The 19,541-nt window shown below is 39.4% G+C and carries 13 protein-coding genes; 3 read left to right on the top strand and 10 right to left on the bottom strand.

Features of this window, described 5'->3' with window-relative positions; genetic code table 11:
• Positions 1-163: 163 nt before the first annotated feature.
• From H5115_RS10725 to H5115_RS10700, 6 genes are all read right to left on the bottom strand, one after another.
• Positions 164-1,474: a PAS domain-containing sensor histidine kinase gene (locus H5115_RS10725; protein WP_182755205.1), complete on the bottom strand. Its 1,311-nt coding sequence runs from the start codon at positions 1,472-1,474 to the stop codon at positions 164-166.
• A complete protein-coding gene (locus tag H5115_RS10720; protein WP_182755203.1) occupies positions 1,474-2,799 on the bottom strand; it encodes a sigma-54 dependent transcriptional regulator in 1,326 nt (441 codons plus the stop codon). The genes H5115_RS10725 and H5115_RS10720 overlap by 1 nt, the downstream gene beginning before the upstream one ends.
• Before the next feature lie 71 nt (positions 2,800-2,870).
• On the bottom strand, positions 2,871-4,079 hold the full coding sequence (locus H5115_RS10715) for an ABC transporter permease (protein WP_182755201.1): 1,209 nt from the start codon (positions 4,077-4,079) through the stop codon (positions 2,871-2,873).
• A gap of 11 nt (positions 4,080-4,090) precedes the next feature.
• Positions 4,091-5,404 carry an ABC transporter permease gene (locus H5115_RS10710; RefSeq protein ID WP_182755199.1) on the bottom strand — a complete coding sequence of 438 codons (1,314 nt, stop codon included), beginning with the start codon at positions 5,402-5,404 and terminating at the stop codon, positions 4,091-4,093.
• A gap of 3 nt (positions 5,405-5,407) precedes the next feature.
• Positions 5,408-6,118, bottom strand: a complete 711-nt coding sequence (locus H5115_RS10705; protein WP_004335374.1) for an ABC transporter ATP-binding protein — start codon at positions 6,116-6,118, stop codon at positions 5,408-5,410.
• Between the two features lie 42 nt (positions 6,119-6,160).
• A complete protein-coding gene (locus tag H5115_RS10700; RefSeq protein WP_182755196.1) occupies positions 6,161-7,414 on the bottom strand; it encodes an efflux RND transporter periplasmic adaptor subunit in 1,254 nt (417 codons plus the stop codon).
• 698 nt (positions 7,415-8,112) lie between these two features.
• Between H5115_RS10700 and gltB the strand changes: the two genes are divergently transcribed.
• The 3 genes from gltB to H5115_RS10685 all read left to right on the top strand — a co-directional run bounded on the left by gltB (position 8,113) and on the right by H5115_RS10685 (position 15,802).
• Positions 8,113-12,570 carry a glutamate synthase large subunit gene (gene gltB, locus H5115_RS10695; protein ID WP_182755194.1) on the top strand — a complete coding sequence of 1,486 codons (4,458 nt, stop codon included), beginning with the start codon at positions 8,113-8,115 and terminating at the stop codon, positions 12,568-12,570.
• A 9-nt stretch (positions 12,571-12,579) separates the two neighbouring features.
• The gene (locus H5115_RS10690; protein WP_004335378.1) at positions 12,580-13,995 is read left to right on the top strand and encodes an FAD-dependent oxidoreductase; all 1,416 of its coding nucleotides are present in this window, start codon (positions 12,580-12,582) and stop codon (positions 13,993-13,995) included.
• A gap of 784 nt (positions 13,996-14,779) precedes the next feature.
• Positions 14,780-15,802 carry a GGDEF domain-containing protein gene (locus H5115_RS10685; protein WP_366499892.1) on the top strand — a complete coding sequence of 341 codons (1,023 nt, stop codon included), beginning with the start codon at positions 14,780-14,782 and terminating at the stop codon, positions 15,800-15,802.
• A 13-nt stretch (positions 15,803-15,815) separates the two neighbouring features.
• Here H5115_RS10685 and H5115_RS10680 read toward each other — a convergent pair whose 3' ends face one another.
• From H5115_RS10680 to nadK, 4 genes are all read right to left on the bottom strand, one after another.
• The gene (locus H5115_RS10680; protein ID WP_004335381.1) at positions 15,816-16,139 is read right to left on the bottom strand and encodes a hypothetical protein; all 324 of its coding nucleotides are present in this window, start codon (positions 16,137-16,139) and stop codon (positions 15,816-15,818) included.
• 32 nt (positions 16,140-16,171) lie between these two features.
• Positions 16,172-17,845 carry a DNA repair protein RecN gene (gene recN, locus H5115_RS10675; RefSeq protein ID WP_039487455.1) on the bottom strand — a complete coding sequence of 558 codons (1,674 nt, stop codon included), beginning with the start codon at positions 17,843-17,845 and terminating at the stop codon, positions 16,172-16,174.
• A 75-nt stretch (positions 17,846-17,920) separates the two neighbouring features.
• Positions 17,921-18,478, bottom strand: a complete 558-nt coding sequence (locus H5115_RS10670; RefSeq protein ID WP_024597393.1) for a hypothetical protein — start codon at positions 18,476-18,478, stop codon at positions 17,921-17,923.
• A 77-nt stretch (positions 18,479-18,555) separates the two neighbouring features.
• Positions 18,556-19,440: an NAD(+) kinase gene (gene nadK / locus H5115_RS10665; RefSeq protein WP_004335384.1), complete on the bottom strand. Its 885-nt coding sequence runs from the start codon at positions 19,438-19,440 to the stop codon at positions 18,556-18,558.
• Between the last annotated feature and the right edge of the window lie 101 nt (positions 19,441-19,541).

Genomic DNA, 19,541 nt, shown 5'->3' with positions numbered 1-19,541 from the left:
GAGTATGTTCGTTAATCATAATGTGCCCTCAAACAAGATTTGAAGATCTGATCATGAAATTGAGATTTAGTTCAAAAAAATCCCCGCTAATTTCTTAGCAGGGATTTGTGTATAAGAGACAGCTTTTTAAGTGGCTTTGTTGTTTCTAATTTGTGTAAATTTATCAATAAGGAAGGCTCACTTGTACGTTTAAGCCGCCCTCTATTTTGTTATGTAAACTTATATGCCCTTGGTGCGCTTCTGCTATTTCTCTGCATAAGGCTAGCCCTAAACCACTCCCCGTACTTTTTGTTGAATAAAAGGGCACTAAAGCATTTGCCATTACTTGCTCGCTCATTCCTTTGCCGCAGTCGCTTACATTTATGACACATGCTTGGGGTACAAACTCGACCTGAATATGTATTTCATTGGCGTTGGAGCCTGACTCGTGTGAATTTTTTAATAAGTTTATCAGCAGCTGCTCGAGTTGTGTTTGATCAGCTTGTAATTCATTGTGTGAATTTTTTATTTCGTAGCTAAATTGCCAGTGGTTTTTTAAATTATTGAGTGTGTTTTGCCAGTTAACTCGCGTTTTTTGTGGCTGAGGTAATTTAGCAAACTTGCCATAGCCTTGTACAAATTCAGTTAAGTGACTAATTCGCTCATCAATAGTTGCAAATACACGGGCAAGGCGGGGCTCATCAACTTTATTTGCGAGCAATTGTGCGCTGTGTAGCATGGATGACATAGGGCCGAGTGAATTATTTAATTCGTGGCTAATAATGCGTATTACTTTTTTCCACACGGCAACTTCTTGGCGACTAAGTTCACGGGTTAACTGTTTAAATATATATAAATGATGCTTTTGATTATTAAGTAAAAACTCCCCAGTGGCTAAATGCCAAGTTTGCAAGTCTTGATTCTCTATTTCTATATTAAAGAGGCCATCAATACCGTGCTCTATAGCTGCTACTAATTGCAGAGGCGAATTTTCGAGTAACTTACTTAGTTGCATACCTTCAAGGCGAGTTGCGCTATTAAATAAACTACGGCTAATTAAATTACTAAATACCACCGTATTATTATCATTGACCAGCAATAACGCTTGCGGCGAGCTTTGCAATACTTTATCAAGCATTAACTCGCGCTGGTAAATCCATTGTTTTTCTTGGCGAACCTGTTTTGCGGTTTGATTATAAAGTTGGCATAGTTTTCCAAGTTCATCATTACTTTTATACGCAAGCAAACTGGAGAGCTCACCATCTTTAAAATTAAGTAATCCGGTTTCAAGCGATTGCATGCCAAGCTTTATTGGCTTGGTGAGAGCTCTTGAAAGCAGGGTGCTAAATGTAAGCGTTAGCAATATTAAAAACAGAGTGTAGTAAATATCAAAGGCACTTAGCGCGGCAATAATAACAACAGGCAGCGCGCTACAAAGCCCGCAAATTAATACAACCTTTTGGCTTAGGGTAAAGTGGCTAATAATGCTCGGCATTAATAATCAATACCCATTTTTTGTAATCGACGATAAAGAGCTTGTCGGCTTAAACCAAATTCACGGGCCACTTTGGCTATAACACCTTGATGAGCGCGCATTGCATGTTCTATTTCCTGTTTGGTCGGCTCTGCTTTTTGTTGGGAAGAGACCTGTGACGAAAGTACAAAGTCATCGACTGTAAGCGCACCTGTAGGTTTTAGTACCGCTACGCGTTTACAAGCGTTTTCTAGCTCTCGAACGTTACCCGGCCATTTGTAATGTTGAAGTGCTTGCTCTGTGTTTATAGTCAGCTCTCGGTGAGGTAAAAAATGGCTAATAAGTGCTAAAACATCATCTTGTCTTTCGCACAGGGCAGGCACATTGAGCTCAATTACATTAAGGCGATAATATAAGTCTTCCCTAAATCGACCTTGTTGAATTGCTTGTAGTAAGTTTTCGTTAGTGGCCGATATAACCCGCACATTTACCTTTCGTGTTTGTGTTGAGCCTAAACGTTCAAACTCGCCGGTTTGTAGTACGCGTAGTAATTTTATTTGTCCTGAAAGTGGTAAATTACCAATTTCATCTAAAAATAACGTACCGCCATCAGCTGCTTCAAATCGACCAATACGTTGTTTGGTTATCCCCGTATATGCACCGGCTTCAGCGCCAAAAAGCTCGGCCTCTATAAGTTCTTGCGGTAGTGCACCGGCGTTTACCTTAATAAAAGGCTGCGATACAAGCGGGGAGTTTTTTTGAATAATATGCGCAATACACTCTTTGCCACTACCATTAGGGCCTGTAATTAATGCAGATATATCAGATTTAGCCACTTGAAGCGCCATAGTAACCAGTCGTTCCATCGCAGTACTTTTAAATATTAGCCCAGCAAGGTCTGCATTTTTAAATGTACCTTCACGTTCTTGTTGATGGCGATTATGTGTCGCCACTATTTTTTTTGCACTGCCTAGTTCTATTAAGTTACCGATACAAACTAGTAGTTTTGCATCATCCCAGGGTTTTGGTAAGTAATCAGCAGCACCGGCTTTTACAAGCTCAATGGCGGTGGCAAGTTCGGTCCAGGCTGTAATAAGTATAATAGGGAGGTGTGGGTTTATTTCTCGTAGTTCATAAAACAAGGCTTTACCTTCTTCACCAGAGGTCGTGTCACTGGTAAAGTTCATGTCTTGAATTACAAGCTCAATTCGCTGATAGCGAACTATTTGCAAAGCATCAAATGGATTTGTTGCAGTGACTACCGAAAAATCGTGGATCTCGAGCAACAATGAAAGTGCGTCGAGTACTGCTTGGTTATCATCAACAACGAGTATTTTATGAGTCATAGGTTATTTTTATAATTTTTTAATGGCTACACTGCCTTACTAAGCAGTGTAGCATAGTGATTTACATATTATTAAATAGTGCGAGTTGCGATACTGGGCGAAATATTGGCAGCGCGTTTAGCCGGCGCTAATACTGCAAGTAAACTCATTAAAAATACGGCAATGGCGGTAACGGCTATATAACTTGGCGGTAGTGCGGCTATAGAAAAATACTGCATTAACATTTTCCCAAGTAGTATTGCTGTTACTACCCCTAAGGCTAAACCTAGGCTACAAATTAATGCATTTTCTACTAAAAAGTAGCTAACAATAGCTGACTTTCTTGCGCCAAGTGCTCTGCGTGTACCAATTTGCTTAGTACGTTTGCTAATATTAAATAAGGTTAAGCCAAAAATACCGAGAGCGGTTATAAGCACTAAAATAGTGATTAATACTATGAGCATGCGCATCATAAGGCGATCTTGAGCGGTATACTCATTTTTTAATTCATCAAGCCCTTTAATGTTGTTAATAACGCGTTTGCTGTAATTTTCGAGCATAGCATTTTCTATTTCTTTCATTACAGCTGCTCGCTGACCAGGCTTAGTACGAACGGCAACTTGTGCATAACTTGCTGCTTTAATATAAGGAATAAACGCAAGATTATCGGGTTTACTGTCTTTGAGCCACGGGCCTTTCATTTTTCCGATCACGCCAATAACTTTAAGTGGTAGGTCACCAAAATAAACTATCTTTCCTAAACCATCTCCATCAGGGTAGAGCTCATCAAGTAAGGCTTTAGTGACTATAGTGACGTTGGTGCGCTTTTGTGTAATTTCGTTTGTAACGAGCACTTCATCTTCGGTAAAGTTTCGCCCTGCAATTAAGTTAACGCCGTAGGTATTAATTGCGTGGTCATCTATAAAAATATAAGCGGTCCTGACACTTAGGCCTTCTTGTGGAGCAGGTTTTAAATTAAAGCTCGAAGCGCTGCCACCCCCTGATAGCGGAATACTACTGCTTAATGCGGCATCAACTACGCCTGGCATTTTTCTAAGCATGCTTTCATCAAGCTCAAACTGCTGGCTTAAGTTAATATCAGTACCAAAGGTCATTACATTAAACTTAAATATATCTTGCTCAGGGTAGCCCGTTTCTTGGTTTAAATAGCTAATTCTATCTTGAATAATAAATGCAGCATTACTGACTATAGCTGTGGTAATTGCAATTTGAATTAGTAGTAATACAGCGCCCACCTTTGAGCGGCATAAGGCGTTAAATATAGGTTTTATTTCTAACATTATGACATTCCTTATTGGCTCTTAAGATAAATAGCAGGATTGGTTTTACACACTAACCAAGCTGGGTACAAACCAGCTAAAATGCAGGTTGTAATTGCAATCAATGGGGCGCTCAATAGCATGGTTAAATCCATTGTCGCTAAGTTTTCATAGTAGTCGTAGCTTTGCCCTACGCCCATTAAACCAAGTTGTGCTAGGACAATTCCTAGCATGCCACCTATAAAGCCAAGCATGGCGACCTCAACTAAGTGCTGTAAAAATATTTGCCTTTTACTAGCACCTAATGCGCGTCTTACACCTACTTCTGGCGCTCTGCGTAAAAACTTAGCTAAAAGTAAACCTAAAATATTGGCTAAGCAGACACCTAAGAACATAAAGCTCAGGCCCACTAAAATTTTATTGTCTTCGGTGACGACGTTGTTGTATTGCATCCATTGGTTTACATCGCGAAGTTTATACTCAAGTTCTTTACGATTAAATCGACCACGTTTTTGTTGTTCTTGCATATAGGCTAATAAGTAATTTTGATAGGCTTGTTTTTGTTCAAGCGTATTTAGCTCTGCCCAAAACTGGATCCATACTTGCTCAGATTGCAGTTTATCTGCAAAGGTTGGTGTGTTTTCGTGTTTCCATCCATTGCTATTGCCCCAACTTACTAGCTCTTTTGTCTTTATTAAGCTAAAGGGCATAAATAACTCTTCTACTTGATTAAATGCACCGTTGTTTAAATCATAATATTTAATATTGAGAGGCCAATGGTTAATAACACCAACTACTTGATAGCTTGCATCATCTAAGTAAATCAGTTCTCCGACAGAGTTTTTTCCAGCAAATAGTTTATCGTTTATCTCTTGGGTAATAATAACCACAGGTGCGGCAGAGTCTTCTTGCTCTTTGCTCCAAGCCCCCCCGTATAAAAATGACAAATTAAACATGCTAAAAAAGTCAGGCGTTGTCATGCGAGCATTACCTATAAAAGGTTTTATTTTGTCGGAGTCTAGATAAACTGAAAAGCCGGTACGCATCATAGCCACTTTTTTCTCTGGCGTGGGTGCGTTTAATAAGTTCTCAGCATCTTGATAGGTCAGTTGCAGTGGCATGTTATCTTCTGTCCACCACGTACTACCATCGTCCATTGTTTGTAATTGCACACTGTAAAGTTGGCTGCTTTTTTCTGGGATAGGATCGGCCGACATCATGTGATAAACACTAAGGCTGGTCATTGTTATGCCTATACCTATCGCAATGGCCAGTACCATTAAAAAGCTAACCAGTGGGGTGCGCTTGAAGCTGCGCCAACTTAAATCTAAATAATGAATAAACATTAGTTAAACCCCCGATGCTGTTTTTATAGTTTGCGCGCCTTGATAAAGTGTAAAGTCGGCAAGTTGCCCATCAACTACTTGAATATTACGCGGAGCACGGCGGGCTAATTCGCTATCATGCGTTACCATTACAATAGTGGCACCGTCGCGATTGATTTGTTCAAGTAACTCCATAACTTGGCGAGCCATTAAGCTGTCAAGGTTACCTGTTGGCTCATCGGCAAGTAAAAAACGAGGTTCACCAGCAAGCGCACGGGCTATTGCCACACGTTGTTGCTGGCCACCAGAGAGTTGTTGAGGTAAGTGTTTAGCGCGAGATGCTAAACCAACTTGTTCAAGGCATTGCTCAATTCGACGTTTTCGCTCATTTGCTTTAATCCCTCTATAGCGAAGAGGAACTTCTATGTTTTCATATAAATTTAAATCGGGGATCAAATTAAAGCCTTGGAATATAAAACCAATTTTTTGATTCCGTAAATCAGCACGTTGGTTATCGTTTAGGCTGCCAACATTAACGCCATCTAACAGGTATTCACCTTCGTTAAAAGGCTCGAGCATACCTGCAATATTTAAAAAGGTTGTTTTTCCTGAGCCGCTAGGACCGGTAACAGCAATAAATTCGCCTTCGTTTACTTGCAGGTTAAAGTCTCGAAGCGCATGGGTTTGTACCATTTCTGTTTGGTATACTTTGCTTACATTGTTCATTTGTAACATGGTTGTTCCTAATTATTTTTAGCGTTGGTTGAGAACGTCTGTTTAATTTAATAAAATCGTATCGGCTTGCTTAAAGTCGCTGTAGCTTGAAATAATAATCTCATCGTTTTCTTTTAGTCCGCTCAAAAGCTCAACCGCATTAATGCTGGTGACGCCTATTGTAATAGGTATACGCTTTGCAATATTGCCTTCTACCTTATAAGCAAAAATTCCGCCTTGCTGCATAAAAGCGCCGCGTTTTACCTGCATTACACCTTCTCGGTTGTCGAGTAAAATACGTGCAGTTAAGCGTTGGTTTTGACGGATGTTGTTAGTAACACCTTTAAATCGGACGCGTGCTGTTACTTCACGATTATTAACTTCTGGTGATATGGCGGATAAATTCCCCATCACTGTTTCATTGCCTAACTTAAGCTCTACTTCCATACCGAGCCCTAATTCGTTGGCGTAACTTTCAGGTACTTGGAGTTCCGCTTCGAAATTACTTAAGTCGACGAGTGTCATAAGAGGTTGGCTTTGCGTCACTGCGGCTTTTTGTTGCACAAGTAGGTTACCCACGATCCCAGTAACGGTAGCCTTAATAGATAGGTTGCTTACTTTTCTGATTAAATCATCAACGATAAGTTGTTGGCGGGTCACATCACTTTTAGCAGCTTGTAGTTCAAAGGCGAGCGTGTCTTTGGCAAGCAATACCTCTTGTTGTGCATGTTTATATGAGAGCTTAGCTCGGGATAAATCATCAACTGCTTTTTCAAGATCAATTTGGCTAATTAAGTGCTTTTGAATTGATAACTGCGCCCGGCGATTTTCGCGCTCAGCGGCATTAAGCTCAACTTGTGCCATATCGAGTGTTTTATTTAAAGTGAGTGTTTGGCGTCTTGCTTGCAAATGCTGCCTTTGCTGCTCGCCTTGTAGTCTTTTAAGTACAGACTCCTGTTGCTTTAATTCGTTAGTTAACTCAGGGCTTTGCAGCAGGGCAAGTGTGTTGCCTTGCTTTACTGTATCGCCGGCCTTTACTTTTAAATCTATAAATCCACGTTCTGGACTGTAGATTTTAGGAGCATTAGCAGCAACAATTTTACCACTGGCGGCAATATCTCGAATGAGCGCTTTAACATGTACTTTTGCAACCTGTACTTTTGAGCGGCTAATAGAGCTTTTAGCGCTATGGTTAGTTAAAAAAATATAAGCAATTGTAGAGGATGCAATGAAAATAACCGCAGTGATGATCGCGTATTTTTTATAGTTTATAGGTGCCTTTACTTGTACGTCTTGTGCACTGGTATCTTTAATCATTTAATTCCCCCTACATTGCTTTTATGTATTTTTCGCACAGCAGTAATAAAGCTGCTGTGCAAATGGCGGCAATAGGAGAGAGTAAAAATAAGCTTAGAGTAAACATAGTAATTCCAATTAGCGATTATATGTAAAGCTATACGATTAATATGCCAACTATTATCGCATTGATATTAAAGTGCTTTTTATTTTTTGTTCTTGAAAGTTATGTCCGCGGACAGTTTTTATGTCCGCATCGGACACCGCTTTAAATAAAAATTCACTATTAATGTACAAAAAAGGACATGAACTTTCATAACTATACTAATGAGCAGCAATTATCGGGGATGTTAAGCCATTAAAGTAATGAAATAGCACAAAACTATCTAAATGTTAACTGAATAGCCCTTCATGAGTTGAATACTTATTCACTTTTGCTCACCTTTACGTTTACGTAAGCTGCGACTTTGGGTGCTTGTGTTTTTTACAATATGTTAAACTTGACACCAGTGTCATGAAAAAATAGTGGTTAAAATAACGCTAAATGTTAAAAATAATGATAAAAAGAAATCTTGCTATGAAGTGAGAAATATTCAAGAATGTGAATATGTATTCAAAATGCTATTGACTCTATTTAAGATAGAGGCTAGTTTTGTCCGTCTGTTAGCAAATCGTCGAGCAGTTCATCCACGCTAACAGTGCAGCAAGGGGAGGGGTCTATGTTATACGACTCAAAGTTAGAAAAAGAAAATTGTGGCTTTGGCTTAATAGCCCAAGTTAATGGTCAAGCTAGTCATAGGCTTATTCGTACTGCTATTACGGGGCTTGATCGCATGCAGCACCGTGGCGGTATATCTGCCGATGGTAAAACAGGTGATGGCTGTGGTTTATTATTACAAAAACCAGATAGCTTTTTCCGTGCAATTGCCAGTGAACATAATTGGCACTTAGGCAAAAACTACGCAGTGGGTATGATATTTTTAAATTCAGACCCTGTTTTAGCACAAGCTGCAAAACAAATACTTAGCGAAGAATTAGAAAAAGAAACGCTAAATATTTTAGGTTGGCGTGTTGTACCAACCGACCCATCTATGTTGGGTCCTATTGCTGTACAGCAATTACCAGGTTTTGAACAAATTTTTGTTAGCGCGCCAGAAGGTTGGCGTTCTAAAGACTTAGAGCGTCGCTTATATGTAGCACGCCGCCGCGCTGAAAAGCGCATTGTTGATGATGAAGCTTTCTATATCGCAAGTCTATCTGGTTTGGTAACTATCTATAAAGGCTTAATGATGCCTGCGGATTTACCTAATTTTTACCTAGATTTAGCTGATATTCGTATGACGAGTGCGATTTGTGTTTTCCATCAGCGCTTTTCTACTAATACTCAGCCGCGTTGGCCTTTAGCTCAACCTTTCCGCTATTTAGCACACAATGGTGAAATTAATACTATTGAAGGTAACCGCCAGTGGGCACGCGCACGTTCTTATAAGTTTGCGTCACCGCTTATTCCTGATTTACAAAGCGCAGCGCCGTTTGTAAACGAAACCGGTTCTGATTCATCAAGCCTAGATAATATGCTTGAGCTATTTTTAGCTGGCGGCATGGATTTATTCCGCGCTATGCGTATGCTCGTTCCGCCTGCATGGCAGAAAAACCGTGCAATGGACGACGATTTACGTGCATTTTACGACTTTAACTCTATGCATATGGAACCATGGGATGGCCCGGCAGGTATTGTTATGTCGGATGGTCGTTTTGCGGCGTGTAACCTTGACCGTAATGGACTTCGCCCAGCACGTTATGTAATTACACAAGATGGTTTTATTACACTTGCATCAGAAGTGGGTATTTGGGATTACACTGCCGATGAAGTGGTTGAAAAAGGCCGTGTTGGTCCAGGTGAATTATTAGTTATTGATACTAAACTTGGCAAAATCTGGCACTCGGATGAAATCGATCAGGATTTAAAATCTCGCCATCCTTACAAGTCATGGCTTGAAGAAAACGTTAAGCGTTTAGTTCCATTTGAAGAACTTACTGAGCAAGACGCCGGTAATCGCTCATTTGATGACGAAACGCTAGTTAAATATCAAAAAATGTTTGGTTATACCAACGAAGAGCTTGATAGCGTTATTCGTGTAATGGGTGAAAACGGCCAAGAAGCGACAGGCTCAATGGGTGATGACACGCCATTTGCTGTGCTTAGTGAAGGGCATCGTTCACTTTATGATTACTTCCGCCAAAAATTTGCGCAAGTAACAAATCCACCTATCGATCCACTACGTGAAAACCATGTAATGTCGCTTGCAACCTGTATTGGTAGTGAGCAAAACGTATTTAACGAAACAACGGGCCACGCTAAGCGCCTACAGTTTGATACACCAATTTTAATGTACGCAGACATGCAGCAGCTATTAAATGCTGATGAAGCGCACTACAGCTACTGTAAAATTGATATTACCTACACAGTTGAAGAGGGTTTAGAAAACGCGGTTACGCGTATTTGTGACCAAGCACAAGAAAAAGCAGCTGCTGGCTGTATCATGCTTATTTTAACTGACCGTAACTTTGATGAAATAAATTTACCAATTCCAGCTGCTATGGCTGTAGGTGCGGTACAAAAACGCTTAGTTGATAACAACTTGCGCTGTGAATCAAACATTATCATTGAAACTGGCAGCGTGCGAGATGCGCACCAGTTTGCTGTGCTATTAGGTTTTGGTGCTACGGCAATTTATCCATACCTTGCGTATGAATCGTTAGTTGCGATGAGCGACAGCAAAATTATTGATAAGTCGTATTGCGAAGTGACCCTTGCTTATCGTAAAGCCATTAATAAAGGCTTATACAAAATTATGTCTAAAATGGGCATAAGTACGGTTGCGTCTTATCGTTGTTCAATGTTGTTTGAAGCGGTGGGATTATCTGATGCGATTATTGAGATGTGCTTTAAAGGCGTTGCAAGTCGTATACAAGGTGCGTGCTTTACCGACTTTGATGACGATCAGCAAAGTTTGCACAAACTTGCTTTAAGTAAGCGTAAATTATTAAGCCACGGTGGTTTATTTAAGTACGTTCACGGTGGTGAGTATCATGCTTATAATCCAGATGTTATTCAAACTCTGCAAAAAGCGGTTCGCTCAGGTGATTATAAGGACTACAGTGCGTACGCTGATTTAGTTAATAATCGTCCAATAGCGACTTTGCGCGATATGTTAGCGCTTAAACTACCTGAGCAAGGTATAAGCATCGATGAAGTAGAGTCTGCAGAAAACCTATACAAGCGTTTTGACTCAGCAGCAATGAGTATTGGTGCGTTATCACCAGAAGCGCATGAGGCGCTAGCAATTGCAATGAACCGCTTAGGTGGTTGTTCAAACTCTGGTGAAGGCGGTGAAGATAAACTGCGTTATGGTACAGAGAAAAACTCGCGTATTAAACAAGTCGCTTCAGGTCGATTTGGAGTAACGCCTCATTACTTACGCAGTGCTGACGTTATTCAAATTAAAGTAGCGCAAGGTGCAAAACCAGGCGAAGGTGGACAATTACCGGGTGAAAAAGTAACGCCGTATATTGCTAAGCTTCGTTATTCGGTACCAGGTGTTACGTTAATTTCGCCACCACCGCATCACGATATTTACTCAATTGAAGATTTAGCACAGCTAATTTTCGATTTAAAACAAGTAAACCCTAAAGCACTTATTTCTGTAAAACTTGTTTCAGAGCCAGGTGTGGGAACCATTGCAACAGGTGTTGCTAAAGCATATGCCGATTTAATTACTATTTCTGGCTACGATGGCGGTACAGGCGCAAGCCCACTTACTTCTGTTAAATATGCGGGTAGCCCATGGGAGCTTGGACTTGCTGAAACACAGCAAGCACTAGTTGAAAATGGCCTTCGTCATCGCATTCGCCTGCAAACAGATGGTGGCTTAAAAACAGGTTTAGATATTATTAAAGCGGCAATTTTAGGTGCTGAAAGCTTTGGTTTTGGTACTGGTCCAATGGTTGCCCTTGGGTGTAAATACTTACGTATTTGTCACTTAAATAACTGTGCGACCGGTGTTGCAACACAAGACGAAACACTTCGTCAAAAGCATTATCACGGCTTACCAGAAATGGCGATGAACTACTTTAAGTTTATAGCGCAAGAAGCGCGTGAAATTATGGCTAGCCTAGGCGTTGCAAATTTAACTGACTTAATTGGCCGTTTAGATTTATTAGAAGAAATTGAAGGCAAAACTGCAAAGCAGAAGAAAATTGATTTATCGTCTGTTATTGCTCAGCCGAACAACCCAACTGGCGAAACACTGTATTGTAGTGCGCCTAACAGTTCGCATTACCTAGGTAAGTTAAACGAAAGTTTATTAGCTAAAGCGCAAGAGGCAATTGATACGTCAAGCGGTATCTCGCTTGTGAGTCGTATTTGTAATACTGACCGCTCTGTAGGTGCAATGCTTTCGGGTTATATTGCTGATAAACACGGTAATCAAGGTATGGCGGCAGACCCAGTAGCAATTGAATTACATGGTACTGCGGGTCAATCGTTTGGTGTATGGAATGCCGGTGGTCTTGAAATGACATTGGTTGGCGATGCTAACGATTACGTAGGTAAAGGCATGGCTGGTGGTAAGTTAGTGATTCGTCCACCACTTGGCTCATCTTTTGAAAGCCATAAAGCAACCATTGCCGGAAACACATGTTTGTACGGCGCTACAGGCGGAAAACTGTTTGCAGCGGGTTGTGCCGGTGAGCGCTTTGCAGTTCGTAACTCAGGTGTGCAAGCGGTTGTTGAAGGTGTAGGTGATAATGGTTGTGAATACATGACCGGTGGCGTTGTGTGTGTACTTGGTAATGTAGGTGTTAACTTTGGCGCAGGTATGACTGGTGGTTTTGCTTATATTTTAGATGAGCGAAATGATTTTGAAAAACGCATTAATCCAGAGCTTGTAGAAATAGTAACACTAGACGAATTAACGTCGCATCAGGAACATTTACGCGGCTTAATTGCTGAGCATCTAGAGCTTACGGGTTCGTGCAGAGCAGAAAGCATTTTAGCTAACTTTGAACTGTACTTACCGATGTTCAAATTAGTAAAACCAAAATCAAGCGACGTAAAAAGTTTACTCGGGCATCGCGCTCGCAGTAGTGCCGAACTACGTGTTCAGGCGCAATAAGGGGGCAGTATGAGCGAAAATGTATATCAATTTATAGACGTGCAGCGTGTAGACCCACGCAAAAAACCAATCTCGTCACGTAAAAAATCTTTCGTAGAAATTTACGAACCCTTTTCAGAGAATCAGGTTAACTCACAAGCTGATCGTTGTTTAGATTGTGGTAACCCGTATTGTGAGTGGAAGTGCCCAGTACATAACTACATTCCACAATGGTTAAAGTTAATACGCACAGGTCGTATTATAGAGGCAGCAGAGCTTTCTCATCGTACAAATAGCTTACCAGAGGTTTGTGGGCGTGTTTGCCCACAAGACCGTTTGTGTGAAGGTTCGTGTACATTAGATGAAGAGTTTGGTGCGGTTACAATTGGTAATATTGAAAAATACATTACCGATGAGGCATTTAAAATGGGCTGGAAGCCTGATATGTCTTATGTAACTTGGACCGACAAAAAAGTAGCTATTATTGGTGCAGGCCCAGCTGGTTTAGGGTGTGCTGATATTTTAGTTCGTAACGGCGTAAAACCAGTAGTGTTTGATCGTCACCCAGAAATTGGCGGACTACTCACGTTTGGTATTCCTTCTTTTAAACTTGAAAAAGAAGTGATGCAAAAGCGCCGTGAAATTTTCACTGAAATGGGCGTGGAGTTTAAGTTAAATGTTGAAGTAGGTGTTGATATTACGCTTGATCAAATTTTAGCTGATTACGACGCCGTATTTTTAGGAGTTGGTACGTATCAAAGTATGCGTGCAGGTCTTGAAAATGAAGATGCACCAGGTGTTCACGATGCACTCCCGTTCTTGATTGGTAACACTAACCGTGTAATGGGCTATGACGAGACTAAGCAGCCGTGTATTGATATGGCTAACCAAAAAGTAGTTGTACTTGGTGGTGGTGATACAGCGATGGACTGTGTGCGTACGTCTATTCGTCAAAACGCTGCAAAAGTAACGTGTGCTTATCGTCGTGATAAAGAAAATATGCCTGGTTCTAAACGTGAAGTTAAAAACGCCAAAGAAGAAGGCGTTATATTTACCTATAACGTTCAGCCTAAAGGCATTGTATTGAACGATAAAGGTAAAGTAACTGGCGTTAGAATGGTTAAAACTAAATTAGGCGAACCTGACGCAAATGGCAGAAGTCGTGCTGAAGAAGTACCTGGTTCAGAGCATGTGATAGAAGCTGACCAAGTTATTATGGCATTTGGTTTCCAGCCTCACAAAATGGATTGGTTAGAAAAATACGATGTAGAAATAAATCACTGGGGCGGCATTAATGCACCAGAACAGGGTGAATTTACACATCAAACAACGAACCCTAAAATATTTGCTGGTGGCGATATTGTGCGTGGTTCAGATTTAGTGGTAACCGCTATTTTTGAAGGACGTAATGCTGCAGAAGGTATTATGGATTACTTAAAAGTTTAATTGTTCGTATTAATAAAATAAATAAGAAGCAAGCCAACTGGCTTGCTTTTTTTATTGTTTTATTCGAATGTAATGTCAACGTAGTTAGCCACAAACGGTATTATATTAATATCACCTGTAGCATAGCTTTCTTTAGCGACACCTTGAGTTTTTACCTTTAGAGTACTACCAAGAGGGATTATTATGCTTTAGTGTGGGTGAGCTTGTTTCGAGCTAAATACGGATGCTTAGGGCATCTATTAAGCAGCCTTGAGGGTTAATTCATACATCAAACTTTACGCTTTACTTAACCAACACAAGGGTACAGCCATATACTTATAGCAACTCGATTTTTTTGGATTTTCAGTAGTACTAGCTAACGTTATTTGGCCATAATCTGTAGCTTCTTTTGTTGCTTAATATGCTATAACTCTTGTTTGCATCGTTGTATAAATACTTTGATTTGAAGAGTTAATTGATTGGTTGCTTGGCTCAATACATATATACAGTACCGTTAACACCATCTTTAACTACGTGTGTTATATCACTACTTTAACTATTACTATTAGTGCGGGTAGTGTGGGAATAAAAAAGTAAACTTATTTATTTTTTAACCCTTAACATTATTGCATTATCCCTAACAAAGGTAAGTAATGGTTAAAGTATTCGCTTTTATCAACCCGAAATAACTAATCTTAAGAGTTGATTTAAATATAAAGTTGGTCCATTATCGCACGCTGTTTACGGTTTGCTTACTTTTTGTCTACAAGTAAGCTTTTATATATTAATAAAATAAATAGAAATTATGTACGAATATTCAAACAAGTCGGAAAGGAAACTCATTGTTCGATTCTTCTCTTCAATAGGGTTTATAGCAACGTTTTCTATGGCTAGCTTAGCATTTATTAATAGCAGTTATTTATTAGCGTGTACCTTGGTGGTTTCTTCGTTTGTCTATTTATTGGCATTTAGCATAAGTAGGGGAGTAGAGAAGTCAGGCACTATAATTTTATACAACCTTTATGCACTAATGTTTTACCTAGTCCTCACTGGTGGAGCACAAGGAACAGGGCCTATATGGATATTCATAGTGTCTCCTGTTACTTATTCAATACGCGGACTTAAGCGAGGTACATTTGATATAATTTTGTTTTTATTAGCGATTGTTTTAGGCTTTTACTGCGCTGATACATTCAATATATATGACTATAGTCCGGAACAGTTTCCTATCAGAATTATACTCGCTTTTATAATTGTCGCGTCGCTGAGTGGCTACTACGAGTTTTCAAGAGAAAAATACAGCAGTAAAATAATTGCTTTGAGTCAAAAGAATGAATTTTTAGCAACTATAGATCCACTCACCAACCTGCCAAACCGTCGCTATACCATGAATAAGCTTGTGGCTTTTAAAAGTGAGCTGAAAGATAATAATACTCCCTTTGTAATTTTATTAGCTGATGTAGATAATTTTAAAAAAATTAATGATCAATTCGGCCATGATTTTGGCGATGAAGCACTTATTCAGTTAGCTAAAACCTTTGATAAAAGTATTCCAAAAAATGCGATTGCATCACGTTGGGGCGGAGAGGAGTTTTTAATTGTTATCCCAAATGCAACAGTTGAGCAGGGGGAGCAAGTTGCAGAAAAAATCCACAACGCCCTTAAAGCTTCAGCTGTGAGCTTATTTTCAGATAGTACCAATATTACGCTAAGTATTGGTGTTATCTCTGCAAGTGCCGAACGCTCAATTGATCTTGATATCAAGCGTGCTGATGAACTACTTTATAAAGCAAAAGCGCAAGGTAAAAACAGAACGTGTTCTTCTTAAAAGTTTATCTACTTTAATCCATTGAAAACGAATCAAGTGATGGCTTTATTTTAGCCTTTCTGCGCTTTACGCTCATGTAACACATTGCATTACAGGCAATCTGCATTGTAATTAATAGCCAATAACTGATGCCTAAGTCACTTAGGTTATTTATTTTTTCGCTAGTAAAGTAATAGGCTACGGCGATTATCTGAAGAACTAAAAAGCTATTTAAAAACCTCAGTAAACGCTGTTTAAAGTAAGTATGCTTATATTTACTAAAAATTATTAAACAGCTGCTTAGCGCTAATAAAAACCAACTTAAAATGATACAAAAATTAACTAAAGTACTGTGCATTATTTAATCCTTCAAAGCTCTATTAACCAATATTAGGCATGGGCCATTATTAGTTCTTTAGCATTCGCTTTAGCTGTTTTACTAATATTATCACCACCAAGTAAGCGAGCTATTTCATTAATACGACCATCTTTATTCAAAGGCAGCATATGAGTGAACGTTTCGCCTTGTGCTATTTCTTTAGCTACAAAAAATTGTTGGTGTGCGCTACTAGCAACTTGCGGTAAATGAGTAACACAAATCACTTGAGTAGACTTACCTAACTGGCGCAATAGTTTGCCTACGGCTGATGCTGTAGGGCCAGAAATACCTACATCAACTTCATCAAAAATAAGCGTTGGGGTTGTTACTTTTTGGGCAATAATTACCTGTATAGCAAGGCTAATTCGCGAAAGCTCACCACCTGAGGCTACTTTAGCTAACGGCTGAAGTGGCTGCCCCGGATTAGTTGATACTAAAAACGACACATTATCGTACCCTAAGCTATTAGGTGCGCGGCTACTCTCTTGAGTTAAAGCTATTTCAAATACACCGTTTTCCATCGATAAATTAGCCATGCTTTCACTTATTAGTGTGTTAAGTGTATTAGCATACTCATAGCGACTTTTACTTAGTTCATCGGCAGCTTGCTTATAACTAAGTAACGCGCTTTCTATTTCTGACTCTAGTTGCTCCAGACGATTACTATTATTACTTATTGACTCAAGCTCCTGAGCAATCGATTGATGAAACTCAACTAGCTGCTGTGGTTTTATGTGATGCTTACGCGCTAAATCCATCGCACCGCTTAGTCTATTTTCTACTTCACCTAAACGAGCAGGATCTAAATCTGCTTGCTCAGTATAATTTCGAACTTCACGGCTTGCTTCTTCAACTTGTACTGCGGCTTCACTAAGGAGGGCTGCTACGCCCGCTAAGCTTTCGTCGTATTGAGCCAGCTCAGCGAATTGTTGGGCACTGTGCTGCAGCATTGAACAAGCATTTTGTTCATCACTTTCATATAAATATTGTAATTCACGTTGGCACGATTCTAATATTGTTTGGCTGTTACTAAGTTTGTAATGCTCGGCCTCAATTAAATCAAACTCACCTTCTTGTAAGGCAAACTCATCGAGCTCTGCAACTTGGTATTCTAACAATTGTTTTTGCGCTGCTTGTTGCTGCTGTTGTTGTTCTAAATGTTTAAATTCTTTTTGTAAGTTAGCAAACTGTTTATAGTTGTTGTTTACATCATTTACTAAGTGGTGATGTCCTGCATAAGCATCTAAAAGCTGTAACTGATGCTCAGCTTTTAATAAGTGTTGGTGGGCATGTTGTCCATGAATAGATATTAAATATTGACCAAGTTCTTTTAATTGTGATGCGGTAACGGCACTGCCATTAATATAGCTTTTACTGCGTCCATTTTTGCAAACAACACGACGCAATAAACATTCATTATCGTCATTGTTTAGCATATGTTGCTCTAAAAACGATTGAGCTAGCGGTAAATCTGTTAGGTCAAATTGAGCGCATACTTCTGCTTTATCAGAGCTTGGGCGCACTGCTGATGCTTCAGCTCGTTCACCTAAACATAATGATAGCGCATCAATAGCAATAGATTTACCAGCACCTGTCTCGCCAGTGATCGCGGTCATACCGCTGCGCCATTCTGTGCTTAAATTACTAACAATTGCAAAATTTTTAACTTCTAAACCAATTAACATACTGTTTATCCATCCAGTCAATTAACTGTTAATTTATACAGTGTTTTGGTTTTTTGCAAATTAATTTTTTATTATTTATGCAACGCTTACATCTTGAGTAAATTGTGTATCAGAAGTTTTTGGAGAGGTATCAATTTGATCATCAACAATATCAGTAGCTTGTATAATGTCTTCGGTTTTAAGTAGCCCGATAAGTGGAGGTAAAGTATTTAGGTAAAAACTCTTATTGTATAAAATTCCTTGCTGAGGTAACTCAGATACAAAGTACTGTATATTATCAATCAATGGCTGGATTATATTCGTTTGATTAGTTTTAATTAACTCGTTGGACAACGTATTAATTAGTAGGTCAGCGGTATCTTCAAGTTGTTGCAAATTCTCGTCTGTATGCGATTGCACAACAAAAAAATTATTTACAATAGCTTGAATACGAGGAACGTATTTTGGGCGAATTATTTTAGCATCAAGAAGATCATTAAGCTTTGCTTTAAGGCGTGAATTTACATGCGAAACACGTTCATTAAATAGCTTTTTTCTAGCTTCGATTGCTTTTTTGCGATTACTCTCAATTTTGAGGTAACTGTATAAAAGTGTAATTAATAGCAGTAAAGCAAAGAATACTACATAAGTCATTGCTACTCGTTCCTAAATTATTTGATTATTATTTTAAGCCGCCATTTTGCTTTATAGTACTAAATTTGGCAATAAAATTAGTACAAACGACTACCCCAATTTAGTTTTGTACGTAAAACGTTGTAGTACGAGTAATTTTTTGGATGAATTAAGCGCAATTGTTTATCCGCTTTTTTAATTACTACCTCATCGCCGGGTAATACGGCAAGCACAACATGGCTGTCGCAACTTACTTGTAAGCTATCTGTATTTTCTAGGCTTAGCTTTAAGCGTACTTCGTTATCGGCATCGACCACTAAAGGTCTGCTAGATAAGGTATGAGGAAACATAGGCACTAACGATATTGCATTTAGCTCTGGCGTTAAAATTGGCCCGCCACCTGAAAGTGAATATGCCGTAGAGCCAGTAGGGGTTGATACTATTAAACCGTCAGAGCGCTGAGAAAACACAAAGTCATTATTTATAAAAGCTTCAAACTCAATCATATGCGCTACTTTATCGGCATGAAGTACCGCTTCGTTAACGGCAGAATTTGCACTCTTTAATTCGTTGTGGCGATATACTTCTACTTCTAATAAAAAGCGTTTTTCTTCAAGGTACTCACCACTGAGGACTTGCTCTAAGCTCGCTTCAAACCCTTCAGGGTTTAAATCAGTTAAAAAGCCAAGGTTACCTCTATTTACTCCAATTACAGCAATGTTAAAGCGCGCAAGCACGCGTGCAGCACCAAGCATGTTACCGTCACCGCCTACAACAATAGCTAAATCGGCTTGTTCTCCTAAGTCGACTAACTTAACAAGTTTGTCATGCGGGATATCGTCTAATTGACTCCCTGTGCGTTTTTCTACTATTACCTCAAAACCAAGCGCAAGTAAAAATGTATGTAAGCGCTGAAGGGTAGCAGCGGCTCCCGGGTGATTAGGTTTGCCAATTAGGCCAATGGTATTAAAAGGAGAGTCCATAATGTACGCACAAAAAGATTTAATAATTGTAGAGTAACTCAAAACAGAAGTGTTTGAAAATACAGATTATAGCAATATTATAAACCTTCAATTTTATTCGC

The sequence above is a fragment of the Pseudoalteromonas sp. SR44-2 genome (genome assembly GCF_014163745.1).
Lineage (GTDB): Bacteria > Pseudomonadota > Gammaproteobacteria > Enterobacterales > Alteromonadaceae > Pseudoalteromonas > Pseudoalteromonas distincta.
This window is presented reverse-complemented; position numbering and strand designations above follow the sequence as displayed.

What these genes read in the sequence shown, in the direction of transcription:
- H5115_RS10725 (WP_182755205.1), bottom strand. Translation starts at nt 1,474, where the DNA reads ATGCCGAGCATTATTAGCCACTTTACCCTAAGCCAAAAGGTTGTATTA.
- H5115_RS10720 (WP_182755203.1), bottom strand. Translation starts at nt 2,799, where the DNA reads ATGACTCATAAAATACTCGTTGTTGATGATAACCAAGCAGTACTCGAC.
- H5115_RS10715 (WP_182755201.1), bottom strand. Translation starts at nt 4,079, where the DNA reads ATGTTAGAAATAAAACCTATATTTAACGCCTTATGCCGCTCAAAGGTG.
- H5115_RS10710 (WP_182755199.1), bottom strand. Translation starts at nt 5,404, where the DNA reads ATGTTTATTCATTATTTAGATTTAAGTTGGCGCAGCTTCAAGCGCACC.
- H5115_RS10705 (WP_004335374.1), bottom strand. Translation starts at nt 6,118, where the DNA reads ATGTTACAAATGAACAATGTAAGCAAAGTATACCAAACAGAAATGGTA.
- H5115_RS10700 (WP_182755196.1), bottom strand. Translation starts at nt 7,414, where the DNA reads ATGATTAAAGATACCAGTGCACAAGACGTACAAGTAAAGGCACCTATA.
- gltB (WP_182755194.1), top strand. Translation starts at nt 8,113, where the DNA reads ATGTTATACGACTCAAAGTTAGAAAAAGAAAATTGTGGCTTTGGCTTA.
- H5115_RS10690 (WP_004335378.1), top strand. Translation starts at nt 12,580, where the DNA reads ATGAGCGAAAATGTATATCAATTTATAGACGTGCAGCGTGTAGACCCA.
- H5115_RS10685 (WP_366499892.1), top strand. Translation starts at nt 14,780, where the DNA reads ATGTACGAATATTCAAACAAGTCGGAAAGGAAACTCATTGTTCGATTC.
- H5115_RS10680 (WP_004335381.1), bottom strand. Translation starts at nt 16,139, where the DNA reads ATGCACAGTACTTTAGTTAATTTTTGTATCATTTTAAGTTGGTTTTTA.
- recN (WP_039487455.1), bottom strand. Translation starts at nt 17,845, where the DNA reads ATGTTAATTGGTTTAGAAGTTAAAAATTTTGCAATTGTTAGTAATTTA.
- H5115_RS10670 (WP_024597393.1), bottom strand. Translation starts at nt 18,478, where the DNA reads ATGACTTATGTAGTATTCTTTGCTTTACTGCTATTAATTACACTTTTA.
- nadK (WP_004335384.1), bottom strand. Translation starts at nt 19,440, where the DNA reads ATGGACTCTCCTTTTAATACCATTGGCCTAATTGGCAAACCTAATCAC.